The organism is Nocardioides sp. Z38_18 (genome assembly GCF_058215695.1).
In genome coordinates this window covers 1,658,708-1,674,905 of record NZ_JBZAJE010000002.1, presented here as the reverse complement: position 1 = coordinate 1,674,905, position 16,198 = coordinate 1,658,708, and the positions used below count along the sequence as shown (strand labels likewise).

18 protein-coding genes are annotated in these 16,198 nt (G+C 72.1%); 8 read left to right on the top strand and 10 right to left on the bottom strand.

Annotated features, from left to right (window positions below; all coding sequences use genetic code 11):
* Positions 1–11: 11 nt before the first annotated feature.
* The 3 genes from AC4BGC_RS19155 to nth are packed head-to-tail and all read right to left on the bottom strand — an operon-like array spanning position 12 to position 1,896.
* Entirely contained in the window at positions 12–686 is a 675-nt protein-coding gene (locus AC4BGC_RS19155; protein WP_490557153.1) for an NUDIX hydrolase, read from the bottom strand.
* On the bottom strand, positions 683–1,174 hold the full coding sequence (locus AC4BGC_RS19150) for a TlpA family protein disulfide reductase (protein ID WP_490557152.1): 492 nt from the start codon (positions 1,172–1,174) through the stop codon (positions 683–685). Before AC4BGC_RS19150 ends, AC4BGC_RS19155 begins: the two co-directional genes overlap by 4 nt.
* Positions 1,171–1,896, bottom strand: a complete 726-nt coding sequence (nth, locus tag AC4BGC_RS19145) for an endonuclease III (RefSeq protein WP_490549102.1) — start codon at positions 1,894–1,896, stop codon at positions 1,171–1,173. Before nth ends, AC4BGC_RS19150 begins: the two co-directional genes overlap by 4 nt.
* Positions 1,897–2,054: 158 nt before the next feature.
* Here nth and AC4BGC_RS19140 point away from each other — a divergent pair, with 158 nt between their 5' ends.
* On the top strand, positions 2,055–2,732 hold the full coding sequence (locus AC4BGC_RS19140) for a Crp/Fnr family transcriptional regulator (RefSeq protein ID WP_490549087.1): 678 nt from the start codon (positions 2,055–2,057) through the stop codon (positions 2,730–2,732).
* 13 nt (positions 2,733–2,745) lie between these two features.
* On the opposite strand, the gene AC4BGC_RS19135 is transcribed toward AC4BGC_RS19140, so the two are convergent.
* From AC4BGC_RS19135 to sp36, 5 genes are all read right to left on the bottom strand, one after another.
* Positions 2,746–3,858 (bottom strand): endonuclease/exonuclease/phosphatase family protein, encoded by a 1,113-nt coding sequence (locus AC4BGC_RS19135; protein ID WP_490557151.1) that lies wholly within the window; start codon positions 3,856–3,858, stop codon positions 2,746–2,748.
* Positions 3,859–3,930: 72 nt separating this feature from the next.
* On the bottom strand, positions 3,931–4,770 hold the full coding sequence (locus tag AC4BGC_RS19130; RefSeq protein ID WP_490557150.1) for an MBL fold metallo-hydrolase: 840 nt from the start codon (positions 4,768–4,770) through the stop codon (positions 3,931–3,933).
* Positions 4,767–5,621 carry an NUDIX hydrolase gene (locus AC4BGC_RS19125; RefSeq protein WP_490557149.1) on the bottom strand — a complete coding sequence of 285 codons (855 nt, stop codon included), beginning with the start codon at positions 5,619–5,621 and terminating at the stop codon, positions 4,767–4,769. Before AC4BGC_RS19125 ends, AC4BGC_RS19130 begins: the two co-directional genes overlap by 4 nt.
* Positions 5,622–5,625: 4 nt before the next feature.
* Positions 5,626–6,084 carry a RidA family protein gene (locus tag AC4BGC_RS19120; protein ID WP_490549093.1) on the bottom strand — a complete coding sequence of 153 codons (459 nt, stop codon included), beginning with the start codon at positions 6,082–6,084 and terminating at the stop codon, positions 5,626–5,628.
* Positions 6,081–6,236, bottom strand: a complete 156-nt coding sequence (gene sp36, locus AC4BGC_RS19115; RefSeq protein WP_490549095.1) for a Sp36 family protein — start codon at positions 6,234–6,236, stop codon at positions 6,081–6,083. The genes AC4BGC_RS19120 and sp36 overlap by 4 nt, the downstream gene beginning before the upstream one ends.
* Positions 6,237–6,285: 49 nt before the next feature.
* On the opposite strand from sp36, the gene AC4BGC_RS19110 reads away from it, so the two are divergent.
* From AC4BGC_RS19110 to AC4BGC_RS19090, 5 genes are all read left to right on the top strand, one after another.
* The gene (locus AC4BGC_RS19110; RefSeq protein WP_490557148.1) at positions 6,286–6,993 is read left to right on the top strand and encodes an alpha/beta hydrolase; all 708 of its coding nucleotides are present in this window, start codon (positions 6,286–6,288) and stop codon (positions 6,991–6,993) included.
* A 9-nt stretch (positions 6,994–7,002) separates the two neighbouring features.
* Positions 7,003–8,220 (top strand): sensor histidine kinase, encoded by a 1,218-nt coding sequence (locus tag AC4BGC_RS19105; RefSeq protein WP_490557147.1) that lies wholly within the window; start codon positions 7,003–7,005, stop codon positions 8,218–8,220.
* 80 nt (positions 8,221–8,300) lie between these two features.
* Positions 8,301–8,969: a response regulator gene (locus tag AC4BGC_RS19100; protein WP_490557214.1), complete on the top strand. Its 669-nt coding sequence runs from the start codon at positions 8,301–8,303 to the stop codon at positions 8,967–8,969.
* 140 nt (positions 8,970–9,109) lie between these two features.
* On the top strand, positions 9,110–9,853 hold the full coding sequence (locus tag AC4BGC_RS19095) for an ABC transporter ATP-binding protein (RefSeq protein ID WP_490557146.1): 744 nt from the start codon (positions 9,110–9,112) through the stop codon (positions 9,851–9,853).
* Positions 9,853–12,306 (top strand): ABC transporter permease, encoded by a 2,454-nt coding sequence (locus AC4BGC_RS19090; RefSeq protein WP_490557145.1) that lies wholly within the window; start codon positions 9,853–9,855, stop codon positions 12,304–12,306. The genes AC4BGC_RS19095 and AC4BGC_RS19090 overlap by 1 nt, the downstream gene beginning before the upstream one ends.
* A gap of 21 nt (positions 12,307–12,327) precedes the next feature.
* Here the strand turns inward: AC4BGC_RS19090 and AC4BGC_RS19085 are convergent, their stop codons facing one another.
* Positions 12,328–12,963: a CoA transferase subunit B gene (locus tag AC4BGC_RS19085; protein ID WP_490557144.1), complete on the bottom strand. Its 636-nt coding sequence runs from the start codon at positions 12,961–12,963 to the stop codon at positions 12,328–12,330.
* A complete protein-coding gene (locus AC4BGC_RS19080) occupies positions 12,960–13,742 on the bottom strand; it encodes a CoA transferase subunit A (protein ID WP_490557143.1) in 783 nt (260 codons plus the stop codon). Before AC4BGC_RS19080 ends, AC4BGC_RS19085 begins: the two co-directional genes overlap by 4 nt.
* 99 nt (positions 13,743–13,841) lie before the next feature.
* On the opposite strand from AC4BGC_RS19080, the gene bagA reads away from it, so the two are divergent.
* The gene (gene bagA, locus AC4BGC_RS19075) at positions 13,842–14,915 is read left to right on the top strand and encodes an ATPase BagA (RefSeq protein WP_490557142.1); all 1,074 of its coding nucleotides are present in this window, start codon (positions 13,842–13,844) and stop codon (positions 14,913–14,915) included.
* Entirely contained in the window at positions 14,915–16,192 is a 1,278-nt protein-coding gene (bagB, locus tag AC4BGC_RS19070) for an ATPase BagB (protein ID WP_490557141.1), read from the top strand. The genes bagA and bagB overlap by 1 nt, the downstream gene beginning before the upstream one ends.
* Positions 16,193–16,198: the final 6 nt, after the last annotated feature.

The window sequence follows — 16,198 nt, the reverse complement described above, 5'->3', positions numbered from 1 at the left end:
AGGTGACGGGGTCAATCTTGACTCAGGCCCAGCATGTAGTCGGGCAATTCCTGCTCCACGGACGCGTCCCACGGACGAGTCAGGCCCACGTGGTCGAACAGCTTGTTGATCAGACCCGCGGTGAAACCCCACAGGATCAGGTCCTTGGAGTCGCCGATCAGGAACCCGGGGCTGCTGTAGCCGAGGGGGTGGGTGACCGTCACCCGGTGCTGGGGGTCGAGGAGCTCCTCGATCGGCACCCGGAGCACGGAGTGCACCTCGGCCGGGTCGACCACGCGGACCTCGCACGGCTCGCGCCACCAGCCCAGGACCGTGGTCACCGCGAAGTTGCTCGGCGGGAGCCACAGCTCGGGCAGGGTGTCGAAGACCTCCACGCCCGTGGGGTCGAGCCCGGTCTCCTCCTCGGCCTCGCGCAGCGCCGCCGCGACGGGGGTGGGGTCGGTGGGGTCGATCGACCCTCCGGGGAAGGACACCTGGGCGGGGTGGGAGCGCATGTCGTGCGCGCGCTCGGTGAGCAGCAGGTCGGGACCGAGGGGTCCCTCGCCGAAGAGCATCAGCACGGCGCCCTTGCGGGCCTGGGAACCCTCCGGCGGGACGAACCTGCTGATGTCGCCCGCGGTGATCGAGGCGGCGCCCTCGCGGATCGGCTCGAGCCACTCCGGGAAGCCGGCGTCGGTGGTGCTCATGAGGCCTCCAGGTGCTTGTCGACCAGCTTCTCGAGCTGCGCGAGCGAGACGATCTCGACGTACTTCTCATACGCCCGGTTGCCCTGCTCGTCGACCAGGATCAGCTGGGGCAGGCCGATGGCCTTCATCAGGCCGTCGGGGTCACGGTAGAGGGGGTAGGTGACACCCGTGTCACGGATCAGCTTCCGCGCCTTCTGGGTCTGGGTGTCCTGGAAGTCGATCCCGATGACCTTCACCTTCCCGGCGTACTTCTCCGCGAACTCCTGGTAGATCGGCAGCTCCCGGCGGCACGGGGCACACCAGCTGGCCCACAGGTTGACCACGGCCGGGCCCCGCACCGTGGACAGGTCCAGGGCCGGACCGCTCCCGAGCGCGGCCAGGGTGACGTCGGGCAGCCGGTCGGGCTCCTTCGCCTGCTCCTCGGTGGAGGAGCATCCCGTGACCACGAGCAGGAGCGCGGCGAGCGCGCCTGCCAGGCGCAGGCTCACGCGGGCCCCTGGGTCTTCACCAGGGCGGCGGCGACCTCCGGGTCGGTGGGGCCGAGGCCGTTGGAGGGGCACCAGCGCGCCACCGGGCAGGCGCCGCAGGCGGGCTTCTTGGCGTGGCACACCCGGCGGCCGTGCCAGATCAGGTGGTGGCTGAGCATGGTCCAGTCGCGCTTGGGGAACAGCGCCCCGACCGCGTGCTCGACCTTGACGGCGTCGGTCTCCTCGGTCCACCCCAGGCGCCTGGCCAGCCGGCCGAAGTGGGTGTCCACGGTGATGCCCGGGACGCCGAAGCCGTTGCCCAGCACCACGTTGGCCGTCTTGCGCCCCACGCCGGGGAGCTTCACCAGCTCCTCGAGGCTGGCCGGCACCTGTCCTCCGTGGTCGGAGACGAGCGCGGCGGAGAGCTTGAGCAGCGCGTCGGTCTTGGCGCGGAAGAACCCGAGCGGGCCGACGATGCGCTCCAGGTCCTCGCGCGGCGCCGCCGCCATCGCCTCAGGGTCGGGGTAGGCGGCGAACAGGGTGGGACGCACCGCGTTCACCCGGCGGTCGGTGGTCTGGGCGCTGAGCACCGTGACCACGAGCAGCTGGAACGGGTCGTCGAAGTCGAGCTCGATGCGCGCGTCCGGGTAGGTCTCGGCGAGCACCCGGTTGACCTTGCGGGCCCTGCGCACCAGCGCTGGATCCGGGCTGGGGTTCACTGTCGTCGCCGGCACGCCGTTCAGGGTACGGCGCTCCTGGGAGCGCGTCCCGGACCGGGTTGTGACCGCTCCACCGTGTCTTCCCGGGTGGGTCACGTGGCGTCCGCAGGGGTGGATGGGACAGACTGTGAAGTGAAACACGCGCACGTGTTGACTCGTGCGGAGAAGTGAAGGGACATCACGTGGATAACGACGTACTCCGGCAGGCGCCGCTGTTCAGTGCTCTCGACGACGAAGCGGCAGCCGCGCTTCGCGCCTCGATGGGCGAGAACAGGCTCCGTCGCGGAGAGGTGCTGTTCCATGAGGGAGACCCGGGCGACCGGCTCTACATCGTCACCGAGGGCAAGGTGAAGCTCGGGCGGACCTCCGCGGACGGCCGCGAGAACCTGCTGGCGATCCTCGGCCCCGGCCAGATGTTCGGCGAGCTCTCGCTCTTCGACCCCGGCCCCCGCTCCGCGACCGTCACGGCGGTCACCGAGACCTCGTTCCTCTCGCTCTCCCACGACGACCTGCTCAAGTGGCTCGAGGGTCGCCCCGGCGTCTCGCTGGGCCTGCTGACCCAGCTGGCCGGACGGCTGCGCAAGACCAACGAGGTCGTCGCGGACCTGGTCTTCTCCGACGTCCCGGGCCGTGTCGCCAAGGCGCTGCTCGACCTCGCGGACCGGTTCGGCCGAACCGCCGACGACGGCGTGCACGTGCACCACGACCTCACCCAGGAGGAGCTCGCCCAGCTGGTGGGCGCCTCCCGCGAGACCGTGAACAAGGCGCTGGCCGACTTCGCCTCGCGCGGCTGGCTGCGCCTGGAGCCCCGCTCGGTGGTCATCCACGACCTCGAGCGGATGCGGCGCCGGGCGCGCTGACCGGAGCTCCGGCTCAGGGAGCGACGGGCACCGATCCCGGCGGCGTGTAGGCGTTCTTGAACTTCAGCGCGTCGATGAGCACCTCGCTGACGATCACCGGGTGGTCCGTCGTACGCCGGACCAGCGGGCTGCGGTCCACCGTGTAGCCGCTGAACACCACCCCGGGGCTGCCCATCAGCCAGTCGATCTGGATCGGCCGCGGCGGCCTGCACGCACCGTCGTTGCTGCCTCCGGCCGCGGCGATCAGCGGCGTCGCCCCGGTGACCTGGCAGAAGAACTCCTCGCGCTCGTTCATGTCACCGGTGACGAACTGCGGGATGCCGGTCTGCTCGAGGCTGTTGAACAGCGCGATCTCGCGGCGGGTGGCCTCGTTGCGGAACCGCTGCTGGTTGCCGAAGCGCGGGATCGAGGCCGGGTTGTGGAAGGTCGAGAAGTACGCCGAGATGCCGGTCTGCTTGTGCCGGAGCAGCACGTAGGGCATCGGCCGGTTGCGGCCGTTGAAGTACGGGATCGGCACCGTGGCCGGCTTGACCAGGTCCCAGACCGCGGTGTCCCACGCGACCGAGTTCTCGCCCCCGTCCGCGGCGTTCCCGGGGTACATCGCCCACTGCGGGGCGCGGGCGGCGAAGGCGGAGCGCTGGCTCCCCTGGAACTCCTGGAAGCCGACCACGCTCACGCCGTGGGTCGCCAGGAGCTGGATCGCCCCGTTGATCCGTTGCGGGCCGGAGGCCATCTGGGGGGCCTTGCCACCGGGTGCGGTGTGTGAGGCGCCGAGCAGGTTGAAGCTCGCCATCTTGAACTGCACCACCGGTGGCAGCGGCAGGGGCGCAGGACGCGGCGGCGCGGGGTTGACGTCGACCGGCTTGCGCTCCTGCGCCGGCGCGATGGTCGCGCTGTAGGTCGCCGCGGGGGCAGGGGCGCTAGCGGAGGGATCCGCCGAGGCGCTCGGGCTCGGAGAGGCGCTGATGCCCGGGATCTGGGTGGGCAGCGGCCGGGGCGACGCCTTGGTCGCCGTGACCTCCGGCTCCCTGCCCATCCCGAGGTCTCCACGGGCCCACAGGAAGCCGACACCCCAGACGGTGCCGAGCACCATCACCAAGGCCGCCATCCCCCACTTGTCCCGCACAGTCGCAAGGTATCTCGGCCGGCCACGGCGCGTTCGGCTATTGCGGGATTCTGGACGGCCTCACGGGAGCGGTCAGCCGCGGTCGGCGAGGTAGGCCAGCTGCGCCCGTACCGAGAGCTCGGCGGCGCCCCACAGGACCGGGTCGACGTCGGCGTAGACGACCTCGACCACCCGCCGTGGGAGCTCGTCGGCGGCCAGGCCCTCGGGATGCGGCTGCTCGCGCAGGTCGGCCACCGCGGACTCCACCTGCGCCAGGCGCTGCGCGCGGTGCGAGATGTAGTGGTCCAGGGCGCCCAGCGCGTCCTCGATCACCGGGCCGTGGCCGGGCCAGATCCGGCCGACCTCGCGGGACTGAGCCAACGCGTGCAGCCGGTCCAGCGAGTCCAGGTAGGCCCCCAGCTGGCCGTCGGGGTGCGCCACCACCGTGGTGCCGCGGCCGAGCACAGTGTCACCGGTGAGCACGGCGCCCTCGGCAGGCACCACGAAGGACAGCGAGTCGGCGGTGTGTCCCGGGGTGGCCACGACGTGCACCTCGAGCCCGTCGACCTCCACGACGTCGCCGTCGCCGAGTCCCTCGGAGCCGAGGCGGTACTCCGGGTCCAGGGCGCGTACGCCGCAGCCCATCCGCTCGGCGAACTCACGGGCTGCCTCGGAGTGGTCGAGGTGGTGGTGGGTCAGGAGGACCACCCCGACCCGGCCCGCCTGCTCGGCCACCGCATCGAGGTGGGCGAGGTCGCTGGGACCGGGGTCGATCACCACCGACCGGGCGGCCCCGGGCTCGCGCAGCACCCAGGTGTTGGTGCCGTCGAGGGTCATCATGTCGGCGTTGGGGGCCAGCACGCAGTGCGCCCGCTCGCCGAAGGACCCACCGGTCCAGGCGCCCGTCCCGCCCGTCCCGTTGCCCGGGCTCATCCGCGGGCCGCCAGGATCTCCTCGAAGCGCGGCGGGACCGAGAGCGTCCCGCCCTCCTCGTCCTCCTCGACCTCGGGCGTGTACATCTCCACGTGCCGCTCGCCGGCCGCGTCGAGCACCTCGGCCGGGTCGGCGTACTGCCCCACCTCGAGGCAGGTCAGGTAGGTCGGCGGCAGCATCATCAGCTGCTCCTGCTCCACCTCGGCCACCGCCTGCATCGCGGGCAGCCACGTGACCTGGTCGGACTCGGTGGAGACGTCGCGGGTCAGCTGGCCCTCGGGGAGGTCGGCGACGAAGAACCAGGTCCGGTAGCGGCGCGGCTCGAAGATCGGGGTCAGCCAGGCCCCCCAGACCCCGAGGAGGTCGGTACGCAGCACCAGGCCGCGCCGCTCCATGAAGTCGGTGAACGAGAGCTCGCGGGCCTCCAGCGCAGCGCGGTCGGCCTCCCAGTCGGCGCCGGTGGTGTCCGCGACGACCGTGTCGGCCGACTCCCCGGCGAGCAGCACCCCCGACTCCTCGAAGGTCTCGCGGACCGCGGCGCACACCAGCGCCCGGGCGGTCGCCTCGTCGGTGCCGAGCTGGTCCGCCCAGGCCTGCGGGGCCGGTCCGGCCCAGGCGACGGCGTGGTCGAAGTCCCGCGGGTCGACGCCGCCGCCGGGGAAGACGCACATCCCGCCGGCGAAGGCCATCGAGGTCTGTCGACGGAGCAGGTAGACCTCGGGACCGTCCGGACCCGGTCGGAGCAGCACGACCGTGGCCGCGTTGCGCGGCTCGGCCGGTTCCCGGGTGCCGTCGGCGTACGCCCTGGCGTCCTCGATGAGCTGGGGAGGGAGCCTGACCCGGACCGGCACGACCTCAGACCTCCACGAGGAGCTCGACCTCGACCGGGGCGTCCAGCGGGAGCACGGAGACGCCCACCGCGGAGCGGGCGTGCCGCCCGGCCTCGCCGAAGACCTCGCCGAGCAGCTCGGAGACACCGTTGGCCACCTGCGGCTGCGCGGTGAAGTCGGAGGTGGAGGCGACGAACACGACCACCTTGACGACGCGCTTGATCTCGGAGAGCTCCCCGACGAGCGCGCGGATCGCCGCGAGCGCGTTCAGCCCGCACTGGCGGGCGCACTCGACGGCCTCCTCCTCGCTGACCTCGCCACCGACCTTGCCGGTGAGCATCAGCTCGCCGTCGCGCATCGGCAGCTGGCCGGAGGTGTGCACGTACTGGCCGGTGCGCACCGCCGGGACGTACGCCGCCACCGGCTTGGCCACCTCCGGCACGCTGAGCCCGAGGTCGGCCAGCCGCTCCTCGGGGGTGCTCATGCCAGCGGACGCTTGAAGTAGGCGACGAGGTTCTCCGGGTTCATCCCGGGCACCATCTGGACGAGCTCCCACCCGTCGGCGCCGAAGTTGTCGAGGATCTGCTTGGTCGCGTGCACCAGCACAGGGGCAGTCATGTATTCCCACTTGGTCATGCCCGCCACCCTAGGGTGCGGGCCACGCGCTCGCACTACGGTGGCGCTCATGCTGCCTGACGCGACCGTGCGGTACGCCGAGCACGACGACGCCGTGATCGACCTGCACCTGCCCGACTTCCCGCCCGCGGGGTTCCTCGTCCTGGTCCACGGAGGGTTCTGGAAGGCGGCCCACGACCGGCGCCACACCCGGCCGATGGCGCGGGCCCTCGCGGATGCCGGCTGGCTGGTGGCCACGCCGGAGTACCGCCGGGTCGGCATCGGCGGTGGCTGGCCGGTGACCGCGACCGACGTCGAGCTCGCGGTCGGACGGCTGCCGTCGCTGCTCGCGGGTCTCGACCTGCCCACCGGTCCCCTCACGGTGGCCGGCCACTCCGCCGGTGGCCACCTCGCGCTCTGGCTCGCGACCACGACGCTGCCCGTCGAGCGCGTCGTGGCCCTGGCCCCGGTGTGCGACCTGCGCGAGGCCGCCCGACTGGGCCTGGGCAGCGACGCGACCCAGGCCTTCCTCGACGGCGCCGACCCCGCCCCGGCCGACCCGATGACCCTGTTCGCGGAGCGGCCCGCCGCCGAGGTCACGATCGTGCACGGCGACCAGGACGAGGATGTCCCCGTCGCGCTCAGCCGCGGCTTCGCCGCCGCCCATCCCTGGGTCCGGCTCCGCGAGCTCGCGGGTGTCGGCCACATGGAGCTGATCGACCCGGACTCGGCTGCGTGGCGCACCGTCTCCGAGGAGCTCGCCCGCACGGCGGCATAGGGTCCGGTCATGGCCCAGACCGCGTTCGCCGACGAGGCCAGGGGACCCTGGTCGCGGTGGCAGGGAGTCGCGTTCGACGTGACGCTCGTGGCCGTGCTGCTGCTCGCGGTGCTGGTCAGCCTGTCCCTGGACAGCCGCGGCCCCGGTGACGCCGTGAGCGCCGCCGCCTTCTCGGCGGCGCAGGTGCTGCCGCTGCTGGTCCGTCGGGTGCGACCGGCGGTCTGCGTGTGGCTCGTCGCCCTCCTCACGCTCGCCCAGCTGCCCTGGACCGACATCTTCGGCGTCGGCCAGCTCGCCGTCCCGGTCGCGGTCTACTCGGCCGCAGCCTTCGGCTCCGCCAGGACCGGGCGCGCTGCCCTCGTCCTCGGCCTGGTGGGGTCCGTGATCGGCCCCGTCGACTGGGGATACAGGAGTGGCGGCCTCGAGTCGATGCTCAGCGCTGCGGTCCTGTGTGCGCTGGTGGTCATCACCGCCTGGGCGATCGGCATGCTCGTCCGCACCCGGCACGCGTACGTCGGGGAGCTGATCCAGCGCGGCATCCGGCTGGAGCGCGAGACCGCCCAGCAGGCGATGCTGGCCGCCTCCGACGAGCGCGCCCGGATCGCCCGGGAGATGCACGACGTCGTCGCGCACGGGATCTCGGTGATGGTGGTCCAGGCCGACGGCGCCCGCTACCAGTTGGAGCAGGACCCCGACCGGGCCGCCCGCGCGCTGGAGACCATCGCCGCGACCGGCCGCGAGTCGCTGCAGGAGATGCGCCGGATGCTCGGCCTGCTCCGTGCCGAGGACGCCGACACCGGCACCCGTCCCCAGCCCGGCCTCGAGGACCTGCGGTTCCTGCTCGAGCAGGACCTCGGCGACCAGGTCCAGCTGGTCGCCCGGGTGCCCGACGTGCTGCCGCCGGTCGGGCAGGGTGTCGGGCTGGCGGCGTACCGGATCGTCCAGGAGTCCCTGACCAACGTCCTCAAGCACGCCGGGCCCGGCACCCGGGTCACCGTGGAGGTCGGCGGCGACCACGGCCGGCTGGACATCGTGGTGCTCGACGACGGGCGCGGGGCCACCGCACCCGACGACCGGCGGGGGCACGGCATCGTGGGGATGCAGGAACGCACGGCACTGCACGGCGGGACGTTCACGGCCGGACCGCGCCCCGGCGGCGGCTTCGAGGTGCGGGCGAGCCTGCCCTACGCGGAGCTCGGGGAGGCACGCGCGAGGATGCTCCCGTGAACGATCCCCATCCCAGCACTCCCTCCGGTTCGGACCCCGGGTCCGGTCCTGGGCCGATCTCTGGGCCGGTCTCTGGGCCGATCTCTGGGCCGATCCGCGTCTTCCTCGTCGACGACCAGTCGATGGTGCGCGCCGGCTTCCGGATGCTCGTCGAGAGCCAGCCGGACATGTCGGTGGTGGGCGAGGCCGGGGACGGCGCCGAAGCCGTCGAGGCCCTCACCCGGGCCCCGGCCGACGTCGTCCTGATGGACGTCCGGATGCCGCGGATGGACGGCGTCGAGGCCACGGCGAAGCTCACCGCCGGCGACGACGCTCCCCGGGTGATCGTTCTGACCACCTTCGACCTCGACGAGTACGCCTTCGCCGCGATCCGGGCGGGGGCCTCCGCGTTCCTGCTCAAGGACGCCACCCCACCGGTGCTGCTGGACGCGATCAGGTCGGTCCAGGCCGGCGACTCGGTGGTCGCACCCTCCACCACCCGCCGGCTGCTCGACCACTTCGCCGCCCTCCCCGCGGAGGCGCCCGTCTCCCGGACCCTGCAGGACGCCGGGCTCACCGCGCGTGAGCTCGAGGTGCTGACGCTGGTGGCCCGCGGTCGCTCGAACACCGAGATCGCGAGCGACCTCGTGGTCGCCGAGACCACCGTGAAGACCCACATCGGGCGGCTGCTCGCCAAGACCGGTGTCCGCGACCGGGTCCAGCTCGTGGTCCTCGCCTACGAGGCCGGACTGGTCGGTCCCCAGACCTGACCCTCCACCCGTGGGAGGACCCGCCCCTGCCTGGTCCACCCCTGGTCGCAGCCGAGGTCCGGCCCGGGGCCTGACGACTTCGCGGCACCTGCTGCCTAGCGTTCGGGTCAACATCCCCGCACGCCCAGGAGGGCACTTCCATGACCGTCTCGGACACCCGTAGCGAGCTTCCCGGCACCGGCCGGGCGCCGGCGGCGCGCGCCCGCGCCCTGACCCGCACCTACGGCGAGGGCGACACCCGGGTGGAGGCGCTCGCCGGGGTCGACCTGGACATCGCCGCCGGACGGTTCACGGCGATCATGGGTCCCTCGGGTTCGGGCAAGTCGACGTTGATGCACTGCCTCGCCGGACTCGACACCCCGACCGCGGGGTCCGTCGTCGTCGGGGACACCGAGCTGTTCGGTGCCCGCTCCCGGCTCGACGACACCGCCCTGACCCTGTTCCGCCGCGACCACATCGGCTTCGTGTTCCAGGCGTTCAACCTGCTGCCCATGCTGACGGCCGGGCAGAACATCCTGCTCCCGCTGGAGCTCGCGAACCGAAAGCCCGACCGCGCCTGGCACCAGACCGTCGTGGACGTCCTCGGCATCGGCGACCGGCTCGGTCACCTGCCGGGTCAGCTCTCGGGCGGCCAGCAGCAGCGGGTCGCGGTGGCGAGGGCGCTGGTCACCCGCCCCGACATCGTCTTCGCCGACGAGCCGACCGGCAACCTGGACAGCCACACCTCCTCGGAGGTGCTGGGCTTCCTGCGCCGCTCGGTCCGCGAGCTGGGCCAGACGGTCGTGATGGTCACCCACGACTCCCGCGCGGCGGAGTACGCCGACGACGTCGTGGTGATCGAGGACGGTCGCGTCGCGTCCCGTCGTACCAACGCGGAGGCGTGATGCGCACCGTGATGCTCGCCTCGGTCCGCGTCTACGCACGCCGCTACGTGGCCGCCGTGCTGGCCGTCGTCGCCGGCGTCTCGTTCATCGTGGTCACCGCGAGCGTCTCCTCTGCGACCAAGGCCGGGATGCTGGCCGACCTGGCCACGTCGTACGGCGGGGCCGACGTGGTGGTCACCGACCTGGACAGCGAGGCCGTGACCAGGGCCCTGAGCGTCGTGGACGACCTCGGGCCTGCGGCGGTGAACGCCACCACCTACGCGCTGATGTCGGAGCAGGGACGTGCGCTGACGGCCGAGAGCCGGCTCGGGACCGTCGCCTCGGAGCCCTCGCTGCGCTGGCAGCTCCTCGAGAGCGGTCGATACCCGGCCCGGCCCGACGAGGCCCTCGTGGACCGCGCGGCCGCGGACCGCGCCGACGTCGGGATCGGGGACGTGATCGTGCTCGGTGAGGGCGCCGACGAGGTGCCGGTCACGATCACCGGCCTTGCCGAGCACAGCACCGGTGAGCTCGCGGCGTCGCTGTACCTGACCTGGCCGGGACTGATCGGCTTCGACGACACCGCCTACACCAGGAACGTCGTCGTGGGCGGCGGGACCAGTCCGGGCGAGGTCGAAGCTGCCCTGGAGGCCGCCGGGCTCGAGCACGTCGGGAGCACCACGGTCGACGACTACCTGCAGGCCCAGGCCGCGAACATCACCCGCGACGTCGACGTGATCGCCTCGATGCTCCTCGTCTTCGCCGGCATCGCTCTGTTCGTCTCGGTGCTGGTCATCGCCAACACCTTCACCGTGCTGCTCGCGCAGCGACTGCGCGACTTCGCCCTCCTGCGCTGCGTCGGCGCCACCCGCAAGCAGGTGCTGCGCTCGGTGCGGCAGGAGGCGCTCCTGGTCGGGGTGGTCTCCGCCACCGCCGGGGTGCTGATCGGGCTCGGTCTCGGGAAGCTGGCGGTCACGCTGGTCGACCGGTTCGTGCCCGCCCTGGCCACGGGCGACGGCGGCATCTCGTGGACGTGGCTGGTGGGCTCCTGGCTGGTGGGCGTGCTGGTCACGCTGGGCGCGTCGGTCTTCCCGGCCCGTCGCAGCACCCGGATCAGCCCCCTCCAGGCGCTCAACCCGCTGGGCAGCGTCGACGTCCGCAACCGTGCGGGAGTCGTCCGTCTCGTGCTCGCGACCGCGGCGATCCTGGGGGGCACGGCGCTGTTGCTGTGGTCGATGACCGCGCACTCGCTGACCGCCATGGTCGTGGGCGGGTTCGTCTCCTTCCTCGGCGTGCTGCTGCTGGGACCCGTCCTCATCCCGGCGTGCGTGCGCGTGGCCGGGCTCGTGACCGGCCGGCTGTTCGGCGTACCCGGTCGGCTGGCCGCGTCCAACGCCGTCCGCAACCCGAGGCGTACGGCGGCCACGGCTGCGTCGCTGCTGGTCGGCACGACCCTGATGACCGGGATGGTCACCGGCATCGCCACCATCGGCGGCTCCGTCGACACCGAGATGGACGCGGAGTACCCGCTCGACGTCACGATGTCCGCCACGGTCCCGCTGCCGGGCTCGACCCTCGAGGCGGTGCGCGCCGTCGACGGCGTGACCAGGGCGGTCGCTCTCGAGGGGACGACCGCCGCTCTTGCCCAGCGCGGCAAGAACCTCGGCGAGCTCTCGGTCCTCGGGGTCCCGGCCGATCGCGCCGTGCTGCGTGGCACCCCCGCGTTCGCCGGCGGGGACGCGGCGAAGGTCCACGTGGCGTGGGACGTGGTCGCGAACCTGGACCTCGATACCGAGCAGCCGCTCATCTTCACCGTCGAGGGGCGCCGGGTGGAGCTGGACCTCGTCGGGGCGCTCGGGGTGAAGGGGGTCGCGCTGGTTTCACCCGAGGTGCTGCGGAGCCTGGGCGGCGACGCCGTGGAGACCAGGGCGATCTGGGCACGCACCTCGGACGGCATCGACGCCGACGAGGCCAGCGAGGCCCTGGGCACCCTGGCCTCGGCCCGGCAGGCCGACCTCGGCGGCGGCATGGCGAACCGCTCCTACGTGCACCTGCAGCTGCGCATCCTGGTGCTGGTGAGCATCGGGCTGCTGGCCGTGGCGCTCGTGATCGCGCTGCTGGGCATCGCCAACACGCTGGGCCTCAGCGTGCTCGAGCGGACCCGCGAGCACGCCATGCTGCGCGCGATGGGCCTGACCCGCAGGCAGCTGCGCGGCACGCTGGCGGTGGAGGCGGTGCTGCTGGCGGCGGTCACCAGCGTGATCGGAGTCGTGCTCGGGTCGGCGTACGCCTTCATCGGGGTGCAGTCGATGCTCGGCGGGGTGCTCGGCGAGACCGGCGTCAACCTGCACGTGCCCGTCCTCCAGCTGCTCCTGGTGGTGGCGGGCGCCGGCGTGGCCGGGCTCGCGGCCTGCGTGCTGCCCGCGCGCAACGCCGTCCGGGTCACTCCCGCCGCAGGGCTGAGCACGATGTGACGGGGGCTTGCAACGGCCGCCTCAGAGCCGGCTGAGGACCTCGGGCTCGGTCTTCTCGCGGACCTCGTCCTCGGTGACTCCGGGGGCGAGCTCCACGAGCTCGAGACCGTTCTCGGTGACGTCGAGGACGCACAGGTCGGTGATGATCCGCTCCACCACGCCCCGGCCGGTGTAGGGCAGCGAGCACTCCTCGACGATCTTGTAGGACCCGTCCTTGGCGTTGTGCTCCATCAGCACGATCACCCGCTTCGCGCCATGGACCAGGTCCATCGCACCGCCCATGCCCTTGACCATCTTCCCCGGGATCATCCAGTTCGCGATGTCACCGGTCCTCGAGACCTGCATCGCCCCCAGGATCGCCGCATCGATCTTCCCGCCCCGGATCATCCCGAAGCTGGTCGCGGAGTCGAAGAACGAAGCCCCGGGACGCAACGTGACCGTCTCCTTGCCCGCGTTGATCAGATCGGCGTCCTCCTCACCCTCCACCGGGTAGGCACCGGTGCCCAGGACACCGTTCTCCGACTGCAGCACCAGCTCCACGTCGTCCCCGACATAGTTCGGCACCAACGTCGGCAGACCGATCCCCAGATTCACATAGCTGCCATCGGCCAGCTCCGAAGCCGCCCGCGCCGCCATCTCCTCACGACTCCAGCTCATGCCGGCTCTCCCTTGGGTCGCACCGTGCGCTTCTCGATCCGCTTGTCCGCGGCCTGCTCCGGGGTCAGCTCCACCACCCGCTGCACGAACACACCCGGGGTGTGCACCTCGTTGGGATCCAGCTCACCGGGATCGACCAGGTGCTCGACCTCAGCGATCGTCAACCGCCCGCACATCGCGGCGAGCGGGTTGAAGTTCCGCGCGGAGTCCCGGTAAACCAGATTCCCGTGCCGGTCGCCCTTCCAGGCCCGCACCAGACCGAAGTCCGCCACGATCGCCTCCTCCAGCACGAACTGCCGCGGCTCCCCGTCCACCACGAAGTCACGGGTCTCCTTCGGCGGCGACGACAGAGCCACGTTCCCCTCCGCGTCATAGCGCCACGGCAGACCACCCTCCGCGACCTGGGTGCCACCACCGGTCGCGGTGAAGAACGCCGCGATCCCCGAACCACCCGCACGCATCCGCTCCGCCAACGTCCCCTGCGGAGTCAGCTCCACCTCCAGCTCACCGGAGAGGTACTGCCGCGCGAACTCCTTGTTCTCCCCCACATAGGAAGCCACCATCCGGCGGATCCGCCTCTGCCCCAGCAACAGGCCCAGCCCCCAGTCATCGACCCCCGCGTTGTTCGAGAACGCCTCCAGATCAGTCGTCCCAGCCTCCAGCAACGCCCCGATCAGCACCGACGGGATCCCGCACAGCCCGAACCCACCCACCGACAACGACGCACCATCACCAATGTCCGCGACCGCCTCGGCCGCACTACCCACAACTTTGTCCACGTGACCTCCCAGCTCAGGTCCCCGATCCTGCCACGTCTCGGCCGTCCTGACGTGGCCCACGTCACTCGGCAGCGCGGCACGCGCGGCTACCCTCGACCCATGCCCGTCCAGCCGACGCCGCCGTCCGACCCCAAGCGGCCGGGGCGACGACCCGAGGAGCAGCGTTCCGGCTCCGGTCCCGACTCCGCTTCCGACTGGCCCGGCGTGCAGCTGCACGTCGTCACCGGCAAGGGCGGCACCGGGAAGACCACGGTCGCCGCGTCCCTGGCGCTCGCCCTCGCCGCCCGCGGCAAGAGTGTGCTGCTCTGCGAGGTCGAGGGTCGCCAAGGGATCGCGCAGCTCTTCGACGTACCCCCGCTGCCCTACGAGGAGCGGCTGCTCGCCCGGGGCACCACCGGGGCCGGCGACGTCTACGCCCTCTCCATCGACGCCGAGTCCGCCCTGCTGGAGTACCTCGACATGTACTACCGGCTCGGCCGGGCCGGCAAGGCACTCGACCGGTTCGGGGTGATCGAGTTCGCGACCACGATCGCCCCCGGTGTACGCGACGTGCTGCTCACCGGCAAGGTCTACGAGGCCGCCAACCGCAACCGCCGCAACAAGGGCTCGCGGCACTACGACGCGATCGTGCTGGACGCACCGCCCACCGGCCGGATCGCCCAGTTCCTCAACGTGAACAACGAGCTGGCCGGGCTGGCCAAGGTGGGCCCGATCAAGTCCCAGGCCGACACGGTCACCACCCTGCTCCGCTCTCCGCGTACGGCGATCCACCTGGTCACCGTGCTCGAGGAGATGCCGGTCCAGGAGACCGGGGACGGCATTGCCGAGCTGCGCGCCGCCGACCTGCCCGTCGGCGGCGTGATCGTCAACATGGTCCGGCCCCAGGACCTCGACGCGACCGCGCGTGAGCAGCTGCTCGAAGGCACCGTGGACCGCGGCCAGCTCGTGACCAGCCTGGACAAGGCCGGGATCCCGGCCGAGGACGAGCTGGTGGACGCGCTGCTCGCCGAGGGGCGCCACCACGCCGAGCGCCGCCGCCTCGAGGACGGCCAGCGCGAGCTGATCGAGGCGCTCGACGTCCCCTCCTACGAGCTGCCGCTGCTGCCCGGCGGTATCGACATGGGCGGGCTCTACGAGCTCGCCGAGGCTCTCACCGAGGAGGGGATGGCGTGATGGCCAGCCGTGCCGCCACTCACCGCAGCAGCCGCTCCAGCGCCCGGATCGGACCGCTCGTCGCGGGGCACGACCCCGAGACCACCCTCGACGTCGACGCCCTGCTCGACGACCCCGCTCGCGGGATCATCGTGTGCTGCGGCTCCGGCGGGGTGGGCAAGACGACCACGTCGGCCTCCCTGGCGCTGCGCGCGGCCGAGCGCGGCCGCAAGGTCGTGGTGCTGACCATCGACCCTGCCCGGCGGCTCGCGCAGTCGATGGGCATCGAGGCGCTGGACAACACACCCCGGCCGGTGCCGGGGGTTTCGACAAGCTCAACCACCGACGGGGGCTCAACCACCGACGGTGGCTCAACCGCCGGTGGGTCGCTGGACGCGATGATGCTGGACATGAAGCGGACCTTCGACGAGGTCGTGCAGAGCCAGGCCAGCCCCGAGAAGGCGGCGCAGATCCTGAGCAACCCGTTCTACGTCGCGGTCTCCAGCTCGTTCGCGGGCACGCAGGAGTACATGGCGATGGAGAAGCTCGGCCAGCTCGACCAGGACGCGCGCCGCACGGGTCGCTGGGACCTGATCATCGTGGACACACCCCCCTCGCGCAGCGCCCTGGACTTCCTGGACGCGCCCGACCGGCTCTCCAGCTTCCTGGACGGGCGGTTCATGAAGCTGCTCCTCGCGCCCGCCCGTGGCCCGGCCAGGCTGATGACAGCAGGCTTCGGGCTGGTGACCAACGCGATCACCAAGCTCATCGGCGCTCAGGTGCTGATGGACATGAAGGCGTTCGTCGCCGCCTTCGACACCCTCTTCGGCGGCTTCCGCCAACGGGCGCAGCGGACCTTCGAGCTCCTCCAGGACCCGCGTACGGCGTTCCTCGTGATCGCCGCGCCGGAGCCCGACGCGTTGCGCGAGGCGGCGTACTTCGTCGAGCGCCTCCGCCAGGAGCAGATGCCGCTGGCCGGACTGGTGATCAACCGGGCCAGCACCGAGCCGCCGGGAGACCTCTCCGCACACGCCGCCAGCACCGGAGTGGAGAAGCTGCGCTCACAAGGTGAGGGCCACGGCCTCGCCGCGGGGCTGCTGCGCCTGCACGCCGACCGGCTGGTCGTGGTCGCCCGCGAGAAGCGTCTGACCGACCGGTTCCGGACCAGCCACCCCGACGTACCCACGGCCGTGCTGCCGGCCCTGTCGACCGACGTGCACGACCTCGACGGCCTGCGGCGCATCGGCGACCTGCTGGCTGACCAGCAGGGCCGGGCCGGGGAGTCCGAGAGTGCGTGACCCTCG